This window comes from Microbacterium murale (assembly GCF_030815955.1).
Lineage (GTDB): Bacteria > Actinomycetota > Actinomycetes > Actinomycetales > Microbacteriaceae > Microbacterium > Microbacterium murale_A.
In genome coordinates this window covers 2326425-2340987 of record NZ_JAUSXK010000001.1, presented here as the reverse complement: position 1 = coordinate 2340987, position 14563 = coordinate 2326425, and the positions used below count along the sequence as shown (strand labels likewise).

General features: G+C 66.3%; 16 protein-coding genes and 3 tRNA genes. 10 read left to right on the top strand and 9 right to left on the bottom strand.

Going from position 1 to position 14563, the window contains the following annotated elements:
• Window positions 1–2 precede the first annotated feature (2 nt).
• The 4 genes from folP to hpt form a co-directional block, all read right to left on the bottom strand.
• Window positions 3–827 (bottom strand): dihydropteroate synthase, encoded by an 825-nt coding sequence (gene folP, locus QFZ46_RS11430; protein WP_307361488.1) that lies wholly within the window; start codon window positions 825–827, stop codon window positions 3–5.
• Window positions 824–1423: a GTP cyclohydrolase I gene (folE, locus tag QFZ46_RS11425; RefSeq protein WP_307361487.1), complete on the bottom strand. Its 600-nt coding sequence runs from the start codon at window positions 1421–1423 to the stop codon at window positions 824–826. The genes folP and folE overlap by 4 nt, the downstream gene beginning before the upstream one ends.
• Window positions 1424–1425: 2 nt before the next feature.
• Entirely contained in the window at window positions 1426–3441 is a 2016-nt protein-coding gene (gene ftsH / locus QFZ46_RS11420; protein WP_307361485.1) for an ATP-dependent zinc metalloprotease FtsH, read from the bottom strand.
• A gap of 64 nt (window positions 3442–3505) precedes the next feature.
• Window positions 3506–4057 (bottom strand): hypoxanthine phosphoribosyltransferase, encoded by a 552-nt coding sequence (hpt, locus tag QFZ46_RS11415; RefSeq protein ID WP_307361484.1) that lies wholly within the window; start codon window positions 4055–4057, stop codon window positions 3506–3508.
• An 86-nt stretch (window positions 4058–4143) separates the two neighbouring features.
• On the opposite strand from hpt, the gene QFZ46_RS11410 reads away from it, so the two are divergent.
• Entirely contained in the window at window positions 4144–4740 is a 597-nt protein-coding gene (locus QFZ46_RS11410) for a DUF937 domain-containing protein (protein ID WP_307361482.1), read from the top strand.
• Between the two features lie 20 nt (window positions 4741–4760).
• On the opposite strand, the gene tilS is transcribed toward QFZ46_RS11410, so the two are convergent.
• A complete protein-coding gene (gene tilS, locus QFZ46_RS11405; protein ID WP_307361478.1) occupies window positions 4761–5783 on the bottom strand; it encodes a tRNA lysidine(34) synthetase TilS in 1023 nt (340 codons plus the stop codon).
• A gap of 67 nt (window positions 5784–5850) precedes the next feature.
• Here tilS and QFZ46_RS11400 point away from each other — a divergent pair, with 67 nt between their 5' ends.
• From QFZ46_RS11400 to QFZ46_RS11390, 3 genes are read left to right on the top strand one after another with little or no spacing between them, the layout of a single operon-like run.
• Window positions 5851–6045 carry a TMEM175 family protein gene (locus tag QFZ46_RS11400; RefSeq protein ID WP_307361475.1) on the top strand — a complete coding sequence of 65 codons (195 nt, stop codon included), beginning with the start codon at window positions 5851–5853 and terminating at the stop codon, window positions 6043–6045.
• Window positions 5994–6461, top strand: coding sequence for a TMEM175 family protein (locus QFZ46_RS11395; RefSeq protein ID WP_307364586.1), 468 nt, complete (start codon window positions 5994–5996; stop codon window positions 6459–6461). Before QFZ46_RS11400 ends, QFZ46_RS11395 begins: the two co-directional genes overlap by 52 nt.
• A 43-nt stretch (window positions 6462–6504) precedes the next feature.
• Complete coding sequence (locus QFZ46_RS11390) at window positions 6505–6996, top strand: inorganic diphosphatase (RefSeq protein WP_307361473.1); 492 nt, start codon at window positions 6505–6507, stop codon at window positions 6994–6996.
• A gap of 83 nt (window positions 6997–7079) precedes the next feature.
• On the opposite strand, the gene QFZ46_RS11385 is transcribed toward QFZ46_RS11390, so the two are convergent.
• The gene (locus QFZ46_RS11385; RefSeq protein ID WP_373457645.1) at window positions 7080–8483 is read right to left on the bottom strand and encodes a peptidoglycan DD-metalloendopeptidase family protein; all 1404 of its coding nucleotides are present in this window, start codon (window positions 8481–8483) and stop codon (window positions 7080–7082) included.
• 209 nt (window positions 8484–8692) lie between these two features.
• Here QFZ46_RS11385 and QFZ46_RS11380 point away from each other — a divergent pair.
• The 4 genes from QFZ46_RS11380 to QFZ46_RS11365 all read left to right on the top strand — a co-directional run bounded on the left by QFZ46_RS11380 (window position 8693) and on the right by QFZ46_RS11365 (window position 9864).
• A tRNA-Glu gene (locus tag QFZ46_RS11380) sits at window positions 8693–8765 on the top strand.
• A gap of 28 nt (window positions 8766–8793) precedes the next feature.
• Window positions 8794–8867: transfer RNA gene (locus QFZ46_RS11375), tRNA-Asp, on the top strand.
• A 72-nt stretch (window positions 8868–8939) separates the two neighbouring features.
• Window positions 8940–9012, top strand: a tRNA-Phe gene (locus QFZ46_RS11370).
• Window positions 9013–9060: 48 nt separating this feature from the next.
• Entirely contained in the window at window positions 9061–9864 is an 804-nt protein-coding gene (locus tag QFZ46_RS11365; protein WP_307361471.1) for an MBL fold metallo-hydrolase, read from the top strand.
• 34 nt (window positions 9865–9898) lie between these two features.
• Here QFZ46_RS11365 and QFZ46_RS11360 read toward each other — a convergent pair whose 3' ends face one another.
• Window positions 9899–10720: an aminoglycoside phosphotransferase family protein gene (locus QFZ46_RS11360; RefSeq protein WP_307361469.1), complete on the bottom strand. Its 822-nt coding sequence runs from the start codon at window positions 10718–10720 to the stop codon at window positions 9899–9901.
• Between QFZ46_RS11360 and QFZ46_RS11355 the strand changes: the two genes are divergently transcribed.
• Window positions 10703–11359 (top strand): AAA family ATPase, encoded by a 657-nt coding sequence (locus QFZ46_RS11355; protein ID WP_307361466.1) that lies wholly within the window; start codon window positions 10703–10705, stop codon window positions 11357–11359. The genes QFZ46_RS11360 and QFZ46_RS11355 overlap by 18 nt on opposite strands.
• Before the next feature lie 7 nt (window positions 11360–11366).
• Here QFZ46_RS11355 and QFZ46_RS11350 read toward each other — a convergent pair whose 3' ends face one another.
• Window positions 11367–12440 carry an AAA family ATPase gene (locus QFZ46_RS11350; RefSeq protein ID WP_307361463.1) on the bottom strand — a complete coding sequence of 358 codons (1074 nt, stop codon included), beginning with the start codon at window positions 12438–12440 and terminating at the stop codon, window positions 11367–11369.
• 67 nt (window positions 12441–12507) lie between these two features.
• Entirely contained in the window at window positions 12508–13668 is a 1161-nt protein-coding gene (locus tag QFZ46_RS11345) for a glutamate--cysteine ligase (RefSeq protein WP_307361460.1), read from the bottom strand.
• A 62-nt stretch (window positions 13669–13730) separates the two neighbouring features.
• Here QFZ46_RS11345 and QFZ46_RS11340 point away from each other — a divergent pair, with 62 nt between their 5' ends.
• The gene (locus tag QFZ46_RS11340) at window positions 13731–14537 is read left to right on the top strand and encodes a class II glutamine amidotransferase (RefSeq protein WP_307361458.1); all 807 of its coding nucleotides are present in this window, start codon (window positions 13731–13733) and stop codon (window positions 14535–14537) included.
• The last annotated feature ends 26 nt before the right edge of the window (window positions 14538–14563 follow it).

Sequence of the window (14563 nt, the reverse complement as noted above, 5' to 3'; positions counted from 1 at the left end):
GGTCATCCCTCCCAGGCGTGTGCGATCGCGAGGGCGTCGCGGGTCGCGGCGACGTTGTGCACGCGCACCGCCCAGACACCGTGCCGGACCGCGAGCGCACTGGTCACGGCAGTGGCGAGGTCGCGCCGCGACTCATCGATCTCATCGGTCGCGCCGCCCGTCGAGGAGGTCGCGTGCTGTCGAAGAGATTCGACCAGGAAGCGCTTGCGTGACGTGCCGATCAGCACGCGGTGACCGAGAGCGGTGATGTCGCCGAGGCCGCGCAGCACATCCCAGTTCTGTACCCCGGCCTTGGCGAAGCCGATCCCCGGGTCGACTATCAGCCGGGCCGGCGCGATACCTGCTGACGCCGCCTCGCCGACGCGGTCGCGCAACTCACCGGCCACCTCGCGCGATGCCCGGCGGTACTCGGCACGCGCGTACATGTCGTCTGACGGACCTCGCCAGTGACCGATGGCGAAGTCGGCCGAGGATTCGGCGACGGCGCTGAACATCTCGGGGTCTGCCAGGCCACCGGACACGTCGTTCACGATGCGCGCGCCGGCGCGCACGGCGGCCGACGCCGTCGATGCATTGAGCGTGTCGATGCTCACCGTGATGCCGTGAGCGGCGAACCCCTGAATCACCGGGATCACTCGCTGCTGCTCCACTGCCGCATCGACGCGCTCGGCTCCGGGCCGGGTGGACTCGCCGCCGACGTCGAGCACGGCGGCGCCGGCATCGCGCAGCGTGAGCCCGTGCGCGATGGCGTGCTCAGGATCCATATAGCGGCCACCGTCGCTGAACGAGTCCGGTGTGACGTTGACGATGCCCCAGATTCCGGTCATCGTCGACCCTCGCCGCCGGCACCGATCAGCGCGATGATCTCCTGTCGCGCCACCGGCTCACTGTACTCGCCGCGAGCAGCGATCGTCAGCGTGGATGCTTCGCTCTGACGTCCACCGCGCATCGTGACGCAGCCGTGGGCCGCATCGAGCACGACGAGCACGCCACGCGTGTCGAGGTGCTCTGCGATGGTGTCGGCGATCTGCTCGCCGAGGCGTTCCTGCACCTGCGGGCGGGCGGCGAGTATCTCGACCACGCGCACCAGCGCACCGAGTCCGACGACCTGCTCACCCGGAAGGTACGCGATATGCGCGTGACCGGCGAACGGCAGAAGATGATGCTCGCAGACGGAGCGGAAGCGGATGTCGCGCAGAAGCACCGCGCCGGACGGCAGGGTCTCGGGCGCGGGCCCCCGGGCGACGCTGATGGTGCGGGCAAGAGGTGCCGCGGCATCCTCACCGACGCCGGCGAAGAACTCGGCGTACAGTTCGGCCATTCGGGCCGGAGTCTGCCTGAGTCCAGGGCGCTCGGGGTCTTCGCCGATCGCCTCGAGGAGCTCGCGGGTCAGCCGCTCGACCCTCGCTCCGTCGACGGCCACGATCAGGCCGTCGCCGGCCGGGCCTGCCCGGATGCGGGTGCCCCGCCGGCCGCGCCGCGTAGCGCCGTGGCATCTGCAGACCCGTCGACCGAGGCCGCTGCATCCACCGGGATCACGCGCGTGGGCACTTCGATCGGCGGACGATCCGACACCGGACGCTCGTTGCTCGAAAGCCACAGCGGCCGCTCGGGGAGCTTGCGGATCTCGGTGAAGATCTCGGCGATCTGGTTGTGATCGAGCGTCTCCTGCTCGAGCAGCGCGAGAGCGAGACGGTCGAGGATGTCGCGGTTGTCGCTGATCACCTGGTACGCCTCGTCGTGCGCCTGCTCGATGAGCGCACGCACCTCTGTGTCGACGCGCTCGGCGATCGACTCGGAGTACTCACGGCCGCGGCCCATGTCGCGGCCCGCGAACGGCTCGCCGCCCTCCGTGCCGAGCTTGACCGGGCCGAGGTCGGTCGTCATGCCGTATTCGATGACCATCTTGCGGGCGATGCTCGTCGCCTTCTCGATGTCGTTCGAGGCGCCGGTGGTGGGGTCGTGGAAGACGAGCTCCTCGGCGACACGGCCGCCCATGGCGTACGTCAGCTGATCCTGAAGCTCGTTCCGCGTGACGGAGTACTTGTCATCCAGCGGCATCACCATCGTGTAGCCGAGCGCCTTGCCGCGGGGCAGGATCGTGATCTTGGTCACCGGATCGGTGTAGTTCATGGCCGCGGCGGCGAGGGCGTGGCCGCCCTCGTGATAGGCCGTGATGAGCTTCTCGCGGTCCTTCATGACACGCGTGCGACGCTGCGGACCGGCGATGACGCGGTCGATGGCCTCATCGAGGGCACGGTTGTCGACCAGCTGCGCGTTCGAGCGCGCGGTGAGCAGAGCAGCCTCGTTCAGCACGTTCGCGAGGTCGGCGCCCGTGAAGCCGGGCGTCTTCCGAGCGACGACCTCGAGGTCGACGCTCTTCGCGAGCGGCTTGCCCTTGGCGTGCACCTGCAGGATGTGCAGGCGGCCCTTGAGGTCAGGGGCGTCGATGCCGATCTGCCGGTCGAACCGGCCGGGGCGCAGAAGTGCGGGGTCGAGGATGTCGGCACGGTTGGTCGCCGCGATCACGATGACGTTCGCGTTCGGGTCGAAGCCGTCCATCTCGACGAGCATCTGGTTCAGCGTCTGCTCGCGCTCGTCGTTTCCGCCGCCCATGCCGGCGCCACGGTGGCGGCCGACTGCATCGATCTCATCGATGAAGATGATGGCAGGGGCGTTCTCCTTGGCCTGATTGAACAGGTCGCGCACACGAGAGGCACCGACGCCGACGAACATCTCGACGAAGTCCGAGCCGGAGATCGAGTAGAACGGGGCGCCCGCTTCGCCCGCAACCGCGCGAGCGAGAAGGGTCTTGCCTGTTCCTGGAGGGCCGTACAGCAGCACGCCCTTGGGGATGCGGGCGCCGATCGCCTGGAACTTGGCGGGATCCTGCAGGAATTCCTTGATCTCTTCGAGTTCCTCGATCGCCTCATCCGCACCGGCGACGTCAGCGAACGTGACCGTCGGAGATTCCTTGTTGACGAGCTTGGCCTTGGACTTGCCGAACTGCATGACCTTGCCGCCGCCGCCCTGCATCGACGAGAGCAGCCACCAGAACAGGAGACCGAGCAGCACGAGCGGGAGCAGCAGGGAGAGGAATCCGTCGAACCAGGTGGCACGAGGAACGACGTCGTTGAAGCCGTCCTTCGGGTCTGCCGTCGTGATGGCCTTGACGACCTCGTCGGCGCGTGCGTCCACGTAGTAGAACTGCACTGACTTGGAGTCCTCAAACGCCTTCGACAGGGTCATGTCGACGCGCTGATCACCGTCGGTGTTCGTCACCTCGGTGACGGTCTCGCCGGCCAGCAGGTCGAGCCCCTGTTGAGTGGTGATCGTCTTGGGGGCGCCGAGGTTCGAGATCAGCAGGAACCCGCCGAACAGCAAAACACCGATCAGCACCACATAAACCAGTGGATTCCGGGTGATCTTCTTCACGTCCATGATCCGTTCAGCGTATCGCGCCGTAGTTTATGGTCCGCTGGGATTCGCCCACGGCGTACGCAGGTCAGGAGTAGACGTGCGGTGCAAGCACTGCGACATCGCGCAGATTGCGGTAGCGCTCGTCGAAGTCGAGGCCGTAGCCGACGACGAATTCGGTCGGGATGTCGAAGCCGACGTACTTGCAGTCGATCTCGACCTTCGCGGCATCCGGCTTGCGCAGCAGCGCCAGCACCTCGATCGACTCGGGGCCGCGGGACTCGAAGTTCTCCAGCAGCCAGCTCAGCGTCAGGCCCGAGTCGATGATGTCCTCGACGATCAGCACGTGCTTGCCGTGCAGGTCGGTGTCGAGGTCCTTGCGGATCTGCACGACGCCGCTCGACTTCGTGCTCGAGCCGTAGCTGGAGACGGCCATCCAGTCCATCGGAGCGTGGAACGGCAGCTCGCGCGCGAAATCAGCCATCACCATGACTGCGCCTTTCAGGACACCGACGAGAAGAAGGTCCTTTCCTTCATAGTCCTTCGCCACTTGGACGGCGAGCTCAGCGAGCTTGGCCTTGATCTCCTCCTCTGTGACGAGGATGTCGGAAAGGTCGTCCTGGATCTCAGCCGCGCGCATGCATCGATTTTAGTGACACGTTCCTGTGCGTGCGCACTACTGTGAGCGGTGAGGGCGCGCGGACGCACGCCGAAGGAAGGAATCCCATGGCTCTTGACGACATCCTCAAGCAGGTGCCGATCGATGACATCGCAGCGAAGCTCAACGTCACGCCCGACGTCGCGAAGGCTGCGGTCGAGCAGGGCGGCGCAGTGCTGCTCGGCGGACTGGCGAAGAACGCTGCGAGCGAAGAAGGCTCTGCGGCGATCCAGAATGCGCTGAAGAAGCATGAGGGCAAGGCCGGCGTCTCCACTGTGGATGAGGTCGATCAGGCCGATGGCGACAAGATCGTCACGCACGTGCTCGGCGACCAGAAGCAGGAGGTCACGTCGAAGCTGAACGCCTCCGAGAAGACCGCCGGGATCGACTTCGGCAAACTCCTCCCGATCCTCGCGCCGATCATCATGGGCCTGATCGCCAACAAGAACAAGGACACCTCGACGAGTGCTGATGGCGCGGAGTCGGGCGGCGGGATCGGCGACCTCATCGGCGGACTGATCGGCGGCGGCGACAAGAGCGGCTCAAGCGGCGGGATCGGCGATCTGCTCGGCGGAATCCTCGGCGGCGGCTCGTCATCCGGCGGCTCAGGCGGCGGGATCGACCTCGGCGGCATCATCGGCAACATCTTCGGCGGGAAGAAGTAACCGGCACACGGCGCGCACCATCAGGTGCGCGCCGTGAAAACGATCTGCCCGCCCTGCCTCGTCGCCGAGCAGCCGGGCAGATCGATCGGCCCTTGGCCTGACCATTCCGTGACGAGACGCGCGACCTCCACCGTCTGAGTTCGGGTGAGGCTCGCGCCGAACTCGCTGTGCGCGACGAGACGGATGATGCGGTTCCGCAGCGCCGCCGGGTTCGCGGCGAGAGCCGCGACGCTGACGGAGATGCCGGCCTCGGCATGCTCGACGATGTCTTCGATCGTCTCGTGGATCATCTCGTCGAACGCTTCGGTGTCTTCCCGAAGCTGCGCTGCCGTGCGCGCAAGCGCCGCCGCGATGCCGGGGCCGAGTTCGGCCTCCAGCACCGGGAGCACGCGCTCGCGCACGCGAACCCGCGCGAATCGGTCATCGAGATTGTGGGGGTCGTCCCACGGCACGAGATCGGATGCTGCGCAGAACGCACGGGTCGTTTCACGCCGCACCCCGAGCATCGGACGAAGCCAGATCACGCCGTCTTCGTCGGCGCGACTGGGGGCCATCCCCTGCAGGCTTGCCGCGCCGGAGCCACGGGCCAGTCCCAGCAGCACGGTCTCGGCCTGGTCGTCGAGTGTGTGGCCGAGGAGGACCGCGACGGCGCGTTCTTCCGCAGCGATGCGGCCGAGCGCCGCATAGCGGGCGTCGCGCGCCGCGGCCTCGGGCCCTCCAGCGCCGCCGATTCCGGTCCCTGACCCGCTCGACGAACCCGCCACCTGCACTCGCTCGACTGACGCACGGATGCCGAGGGCCTGTGCCTTCGCGGCAGCCGCGGCCGCCGCGGCCGCCGATCCTTCCTGAAGTCCGTGATCGATCGTCGCGCTCACCACCTGCATCCCCCGCGCGCGCGCTTCGAACGCCGTCGCAGCGGCGAGAGCCAGCGAGTCCGCACCTCCGGAGAGCGCGACCACGAGGGTCGTGCCGTCGGGCAGGTCGACGAGGGCGGTGCGCACAGCAAGACGGATCTCGGCGATGGCAGGCGACAGTGAAGGCACACGACAACGCTACGGCACCGAGAAGCGCGCCTACCCGGCGCATCCCGTACAGCTCTAGTCTGAGCCTGTGACTGAGCAGACCACATTCGCTCCCGAGCGCCTGAAGGCCTTCGTCGATGCCGTCGTGGCGATCGCGATGACGCTGCTGATCCTGCCGTTGCTGGAGTCGGTGTCCGAGGCGGCGATCGATGAGACGAGCACCGGGCATTCCTGGTCGAGCACGGCGGTCAGATCGTCAGCTTCGTCCTCAGCTTCGTCCTGATCGCCGTGTTCTGGATGGAGCATCATCGAATGTACGAGGGAGTCCTCCGCATTTCGAATCCGCTGCTGTGCGTCAACGTCGCGTGGATGCTGACGATCGTGTGGCTGCCGGTGCCGACGGCGATGCTCGGCCAGATGGACACGGACCCGCTTCAGGCGCTGCTCTACATCGGCACGCTGATCCTGACGCAGGCGGCGACGCTCGCGGGCAAGCTGTATCTGATGCGGCATCCGACGCTCACCGATCTCAGCGCCGAGAAACTCCGTCACGGAGCAATCGGGGACATCGCCGCGATCATCCTGTTCTGCGTGGCACTGCCCATCGCGGCATGGGTGCATCCGATCGGCTACTTCGCTCTTCTGCTGCTCGTGTTCTCGACCCCACTGGAGAAACTGCTCGATCGGCTGCGCAGGTAGGCTGGTTTCCGGCATCCAACCGTCTTTTCTGAGGAGCACACGCATGGGCGCACACGACGCCGTCATCGAGATCCCGCGCGGCAGCCGCGTGAAGTACGAGGTCGACCACGAGACCGGACGAGTGCACCTCGACCGTGTTCTCTACACGACCTTCGGCTACCCGGCCGACTACGGCTACTTCGACAACACTCTTGGCGAGGACGGCGACCCGCTCGACGTGCTCGTGCTGCTCGACCAGGCGCTGTTCCCCGGCGTCGTCGTCGAGGTCCGTCCTGTCGCCGTGCTCAAGATGAGCGATGAGGCCGGCGGAGACGACAAGCTCGTCGCCGTGCTGTCGAAGGATCCGCGCTGGGCGCACATCCAGGACATCGGCGATCTCGCCGAATACACGAAGAAGGAGATCGAGCACTTCTTCGAGCACTACAAGGACCTCGAGCCCAACAAGTGGGTCAAGGTCGACGCGTGGGGTGACGCCGCCGAGGCGCAGCGCATCCTCGATGAGGCGATCGTTCGCGCGGGCGACCAGGACCACTGACCCTCGCTGACATCAGAAGCCCCCGGTGCGCCTTGCGGCGGCCGGGGGCTTCTTCGTGTTCTTGGGATCGTGCGTGCGGGATCTCAGACCGAGACGCCTCGCGCACCCATGAAGTCGATGGGGTTGGTGTACTCGCCCCAGATGTAGACCTCGAAGTGGAGGTGGCATCCGAACGATCCGCCGGTGTTGCCCTCGTAGGCGATGACCTGACCGGACTCGACCCACTGGCCGCTGCGCACCACGATGCCGCCGTCGACGATGTGGCCGTAGCCCGTCCCGACGCCGTCACCGTGCTGGATGCGGACGTAGTTGCCGTAGCCGCCGTTCCAGCCGGCGTAGTCGACGGTTCCGGCGTTCGCCGCGAAGATCGGGGTGCCGCAGCCGTTCGCGAGGTCGACACCGTAGTGCCAGCTGGATGAGCAGCCTTGCGGACCGCATTGCGATGAGCGGGGACCGTAGCCGGAGCTGCGCCATCCGCCGTGCGGGCGAACCCAGCCGCCGGTTCCTCCACCGCCGCCTCCGCCGCCACCGCCTCCGCCGCCACCGCCGCCGCCGTTATTGGCGGCTGCCGCGGCCGCCGCAGCGGCCGCCTCTTCAGCGGCCTTCTTCTCGGCGGCCTTGCGCGCTTCCTCGGCGACGCGAACGCCTTCCTGGTAGTCGGCAACGGTCTTCGCGGTCGTGTCCTGAAGGGCAGCGAGCTGCGCCTCGAGCGTGGTGAGGTACTTGGTCTGCTCATCGAGCGCGGCCTGTGCAGCTTCGGCAGCCGCCTGCGCCGCGACCATCTTCTCTTCGGCGACCTTCTGCAGACGATCCCGTTCGGTGCGCGCGACCTGAGCCTGGTCGCTGATCGACTGTGCAGAGTTGCGCGCTGCGACAGCGTCGTCGTACACCGACTGGTTGTACTCGAGGAGCTTGTCCATCGTGCCGAGCTTGGAGAGCAGCTGGTCTGCGTTGGCCGCGGAGCCGGCGAAGAAGAGTTCGAGAGCGGTGTCGTCGCCGCCGTTGCGGTACAGCTGCGCAGCGACCTGCCCCGCCTTCGTGGCGGACTCGTCGGCGATCTTCGCCTGCGCATCGGCCTGCGCCTGAAGCTCGTTGGCCTTCGTGACTGCGTCGAAGAATGCCTGCTGCGCGGCGTAGTACTCGTTGCCGGCGACCTCCGCCGCAGCCTTCGTGTCTGCGACCTTCTGAGTCAGGGCGTTGATGAGGTTCTGGATGCGCGTGACTTCTGCGGCCTTCGCTGCCTCATTGTTCTTGGCCTGCTGGACGTCGTCCCAGCTCGGGTACGAGGCGGCGTACGCCGCGTTGACGCCGGATCCGATGCCGAAGGCGCTCAGCGCGACGACGCTGAGGGCGCCGAGGCCGAGTGCGCTGCGACGGGTGAGGGTGCTCTTCTGCCAGAAGGTACGCCGCTCAGTGATGCTCGGCGCGCATCCGCAGGAGTCTCCCGCTTCGCGCGCAGCATCCATCGCGGACTGCTCGTCGTTCACACGGCCCCTTCCACAGGTTTCACTCATGCCACAGTAACAACATCTTTAACATCTGCAACAGCGAATCTCAGAAGCTGTGGCATGGCAGGCGCAACCCATCGTCCTCCCGAAACGCCCGGGCGGAAGTACGGCGCGCCCTCGATTCGCGTTTTGGTCAAATCATCCTTTATGCTTGAGCGTCGGCAAGGAAGTCCCCCGGGACGCCCTTCGGCCCCATCGTTTAGCGGCCTAGGACGCCGCCCTTTCACGGCGGTAGCACGGGTTCGAATCCCGTTGGGGTCACTTCGACCGATATACAATTTAAAAGCATGGCCCTGTAGCGCAGTTGGTTAGCGTGCCGCCCTGTCACGGCGGAGGTCGCGGGTTCAAGTCCCGTCAGGGTCGCTCTAAGCGACGGGCCCTTTTTTCGAAGAGGGCCTTTCGTCTAGGTTGCGGCGGATTTACGATGTGCCGCATGGCTCTGTAGCTCAGTTGGTAGAGCGCACGACTGAAAATCGTGAGGTCACGGGATCGACGCCCGTCGGAGCCACAGGGTGATCATTACAGTCACCTCAGAAACCCCCACCTAGCTTCTAACATGGTGGGGGTTTTGCTTTGCCTGGAACGACTGAGGTTGCGGAGGCGTTCGGGGTCGAGGGCTGAGCGGGCCACTCCCCCTCCTGCGCATCACGCCCGCGACAACTCGCAGGCCCTGCACCGACTTACCGTCGATCTCCACGAGCGTGACTTGCCTGTCGTCGCCGGGTTCGCGACGCACCCCGACTGGGATCACGCGCTCTGGCATCCCCTGCTCGGCGCCGCGCCGCGCTACGGCACTGCACGCTGTGCCGCGCGTCTGGTGGAGCTGCGGTCGCCGCCGGACTGGAAGTCAGCGTTCATCGAAGGCCTTCCGCCCGAGATCGTCGACGACGTTCCGGTCGGTCTCTTCGGCCTTCTCACTGGCTTGCCGGATGGTGCGACACGGCTGCCGTGGGACGGTCCAGAGACTCGGGTCATCGAGCATCCCGCTCATGCGCCGGGCCACGCAGCGCTGCTGGTCACGGAACGGGGAGCGCTGATGGCGGGCGACATGCTCTCTGATGTCCTTGTGCCGATGTTCGACGAGCCGGACGGCGCGAACGATCCGCTCGAGGAGTACCTCGTCGGACTGCAGCAACTGGAGAGCGTGATCGATGATGTCGACGTCGTTATCCCCGGCCACGGCTCGCCGGGAGACCAGGCCGAGATGCGCCGGCGAATAGACCTGGACCGCGAGTACGTGCGCGCCCTGCACGACGGGGACCCGTCGGATGACCCACGGATCGGACCCGACGCGCAACCGGGCTGGGAGTGGGTCACATCGATCCACGACGGTCAGCAGGCGACGTTCGGGAAACGCTGATCGTAGATCTCATGTCGCAAACCGGGCCGAGTGCTCACATGGCGGCGATGAGCCCTTTCACATGGCTGGCCTGGACTTCTGTCGTGCCTGGTGGATTACGACGGAAGCCGCCGTTCTCCGGCAACAGCATCACCAACCAGAACGCCGCCCAGAGCGGTCGGTAGGCGCGCATCCGATCTCGCTCCTCCTCGGACAGATCAACGGCTGCGGAAAGAGCATCTGGATCGAACACGCCTGTGATGCGACCGGCGATGTGCTCGAGGTGATCGGCCAGATCGTACGCCGGGTCGGTGAGTCCGCCGTCTTCGAAATCAACCAGACGACAGCTCTGTCCGTCCCACACGATGTTCGCGGGGTTCAGGTCCGCGATCCCGAGTCCGACGAGTCGCGGAGCGGGGAGAGCATCGGGTCGAGTCAGCCACTCACGCGCAGCCTCGACACCGTCAGCCACCAGCGCAGGGTCCTGGCAGCGGGAGAGGTCATGCGTTTCGCTCAACCAGCCGGTGAGCGCGTGAGGAAGCGTCGACGGGCCGTAGCGTCGCTCGCTGATCCCTGCGTCAATGATGCGTTCGACGGGGATGCTGTACAGGCGGCGCAACGCCCGTCCCAGGGATTCCGTCTGCTGGGCGGTGAGCGGCTCGTGGCCGAGCGGATCACCCGGCAGTCGCTCCATGACGATAACGGGGTGGCCGCTCAAGGTCTCTCGCCTCAGCGGTCGTGGCGCGAGCCCCGGCGCGTGCTCCCAAATCAAGCTGAGGCATCCCCACTCCCTGTCGGCCTCGCCATCCGCCCAACTCAGAAACCTCTTACGAACCTCCGTATCGGTGAAGCTGAGGTCATGGGTCTGAGTCTGCATGCCACACAGTGTAGGAGGACCCCAGAGAACACCGCCCGAGCCGCTGCTACCGTCGAGCCATGCCCCGACCGCTGCCCGCAGGAGAACTCAGAGATGTCTAAGGCTGGCTACTGCATCTTCATGAATGGCCTGCCCGGCTCTGGGAAGTCGACATACGCGCGGAAGTTCGTGGCTTCCAGACGAGGTTGGCTGAATCTTGACGTCGACGTCCTGCGGGGACTCCTCGGTACCGCCTCGACGGACTTTCTCCAAGCCGGAGCCGAAGTGCAACCGTTGGCGCTGGCGATGCTCAGAGAACACATTTCATCAGGCGGGAACGTGATCTTCCCGCAGCTCTTCTTCACCTCAGAAGAGGCCTCCGAGTTCGAAGCGGCGGTGATTGCCGGTGGAGGCCAGGTGCGGCGCACGATGCTTCACGAAGATGTCATGGAGTGCTGGCGTCGGGTCGAGGAGCGGGGTGGGCGGGCTGATTCCAGTCTCATCGACCGCAACATCTTGAACCTGCTCACCGAAGCCGGCGGACTCGATGAACTGCGGCGAATCGAGAAACAGCTGGCGGGTTGGTCAGACCTTCCGGACCCGCCGCAGATCATCAACTCTTCGACGCCGTACAGTGAGATCGCTTTGCTCGCGCATTGACCGCGATCTACTCGGCAGGAAGGAAGCGCCGCACAGCGGCCGCGGCATCCGTCAGTGAAAGACCTCGCGTATCGACCGCCTGCTCATGCTCTCGAAGCGGAAGGGACGACTGCGCGAGGCTGGTCCGGACGACGTCCTCGATGTCAGCATCCGACGCATCGATGAGGTCATCACCGGCGAGCGCCGGGCCATCGCCTCTCGCACGGCTCCTCGCATGCGCGCGGACGTCAGCGCCGGTGGCCACGAGCCGCACGAACGACACCTCCGCATTCGGCAGCGCCGCCCGCACGGCGAATGGGCTGACCTCGAGAGGAGCGACCACCACGAGCACATCGGCGCCGACATCACGGAAGACACCGTGCACGCGCGCGATGTTCGCCATCCCGACAGCCCCGTTGATGTTCCACGCGAAGGACAGCTGCGCGAGGTCTGCGAACCCGAGGCGGCGTCCCGCGCCCCACTCCTCACTCGCGATCTCCCAGCCGATGCGCGACGCTCCTGCCAAACGCGGGCCGGTGACCCACAGCACGCGATCCACGGCCGCTGCCTCCGATATGAACGGGCGAGGAGCTCTGCTCTCCTGGACGACGACCGGATGCCATCTCGAGAGCACCGCGTCGACGGTCTCGTCCAGTGACCACCCGTCGGTGCTGATCCGCTCCCAGGACGACTCCACCCGCGCCGCCTCCGCCGTCCCGGCGGCAAGGTACTGCTGCAGTTGATCCTCGCTGCTCCCCCGCTGCCCGAGCCGTTCACGCCGAGTCTGCTCGGAGGCGTCCAACCACACCGACCGCACTGAGATCCCGTCGATCTGCGGCGGGGGGTCATCGGGAAACGCAACGCCCGAGACGACCAGTCGCTGCACTCCAGCACGCCAGAACTCTTCAGCCACCCCGGCGAGTGCGCGCTCCTTGAGCGCCCATCGGTCCGAGTCATCGTCTGGTGCCGGATAACACATGCCCAACTGGTCGGTGTCGACGTATCCGCACGGAACGCCCTCGTCCGCCAGCCGCTGGGCGATCGCCCACGCGGTCGTGGATTTGCCGACGCCTGGTGCGCCCGCCAGCCGCAAGAGGTCCATCCGTCGAAGCCTAGTCAGTCGCTCACTCCCTCGAGATCGGCCAATACTGCGACGCGCTCGCTAGCCTTCAGCCGTCGAGGCCCGCGGTGGCCGTGGCGAGGTCGGCGACGACGTCGCTCAGCTGGCCGGTCTTCTCGAGCATGGCGCGCTGGCGCATCGCCCCGTTGCCTCGGGTGAAGATCTGCTCGATCTGAGCGTCGACTAGTGCCTCGTCGCCGTTCTCGCGCAACGCCACACGAACATGATCGACGAGATCGGCCACGACCTCGCGTGCCGCACGCGGCTTGAGCGTTCGCGGATCGATCAGGTCGCCCTCGATGCCGAACCGTCCGGCCTGCCAGCTCATGAGCCGCAGCATCGAGACAGAGAGCGGCAGCGGCTCCTCCCCCGCGCTCCACGCAGCGGCCGCCGTGTCGACCAGGCCGCGGCACAGAGCCGCGACCAGCACGGTGTCCGCAGCATCCGGGCAGACATCCGCGACACGGATCTCGACGGTCGGATAGTGGTGCGACAACCGGGCGTCGAAGTAGACCATGCCCTCATCGAGAATGGCGCCGGAGGCGATCATCGAGGAGACGAGCTCGTGATACCTCTCGGCAGTCCCGAATGCCTCGGTCGGACCGGCGGTAGGCCAGCGCACCATGGCCTGAGAGCGGAAACTCGCGTACTTCGTGTCCTCCCCCTGCCAGAAGGGAGAGTTCGCGCTCAGCGCGAGCAACACGGACAACCAGCCGCGGATGCGGTCGAGCACTCCGACGCCTTCTTCGTCCGACTCGATGGAGACGTGAACGTGGCACGCTCCTGTGAGCTGCTCTGTGGTCGTCAGGCCGAAGTGCTCGACCATCTTCAGGTATCGCGGCTTGCCGACGATCGCGGCTCCGACCGGCAGCGGCGACGTCCCCGAGGCGATCACGCGAGCACCGGCACGGCGTGCGGCAGTGATCGCACGGTCCCGCCACGCACGCACGCCGTCGCCGAGCGCGATCATGTCGGTGTGCGGAATCGTGTCCGTCTCGATCTGCTGCTGCTGAAGCTCATGTTCAAGGGAGCCCCCAGGCGCATCGCCGGAGGCGGCTGTCCGCTCAGCCGCGCCGGCGCTGCCGTTGATCGGCTCCGCAGGCTTCGCGGCCTCTCCGGCGTACTGCAGGGTGCGCGCGGCAACCGATCGCGGTCGCCCGCTCTCGGCATCGACCAGCAGCAGTTCTTCTTCAACACCGACAGTACGCATGCGCCCAGTTTGCCTGCAGAGCCCGAAAGGAGAAAGCTCGACGACGAGAGGAGAATCGCATCGTGTGCAGATTGCTCGGCTACGTCACCACCCACCCGACCTCCGTCGTCGATGTTCTCGGTCGCGAGGATTTCGACACCTTCACCGCGCTCACCGAGGTGCACGGCGACGGGTGGGGCATGGCATGGCATCGCTCGGTCGATGAACCGACCGAAGCGGTCTCCTCGGCACAGAACGCATCCGTCGATCCGCAGTACGCGGCACTCGCAGAGCAGGCGCTGGGATGCTGCGGGCTCGTGCACCTGCGATGGGCGACAGGCGGTCTGCCGGTGTCACTCGCGAACACTCATCCGTTCACCGATGGCGGGTACGCCTTCGCCCACAACGGCCACATCGCGCCGATCGCCCACCTCGAAGAGCAACTCAGCGCGGCGTCTCGAGCGAAGCTGATCGGCGACACCGACAGCGAGCGCTATTTCCGTCTCATCATGCAATGCACCGACGACGCTGAGGGCGACGAAGCACAAGGCGTCACGCGTGCGCTCGAGATCCTGGTGCGCGAGTTCCCGAACTCGAGCCTCAACGCGCTCCTTCTCACGCCGACGAAACTGTTCGCGATTCACGTCAACAGCCGCGTCGATTCGCCGGTCCAGTCCTTGCGCAAGCTCTTCGAGTCGGACGATGCGATGCCCGCGAGCCACGCGACCGAGTACTACGCGATGGACTACCGCATCACGGACGACGCGATCCATGTCATCTCCAGCGGCCTCGACGCGGAAGGATGGACCCGCATCCCCGAGGACACCGCCGTCATGATCGACCTCGCCACGCGAGAGATCACGCGACTTCATCCCGCGCCGCTCGCGTGACGCGGAGCAGGTCACGGCTCGAACAC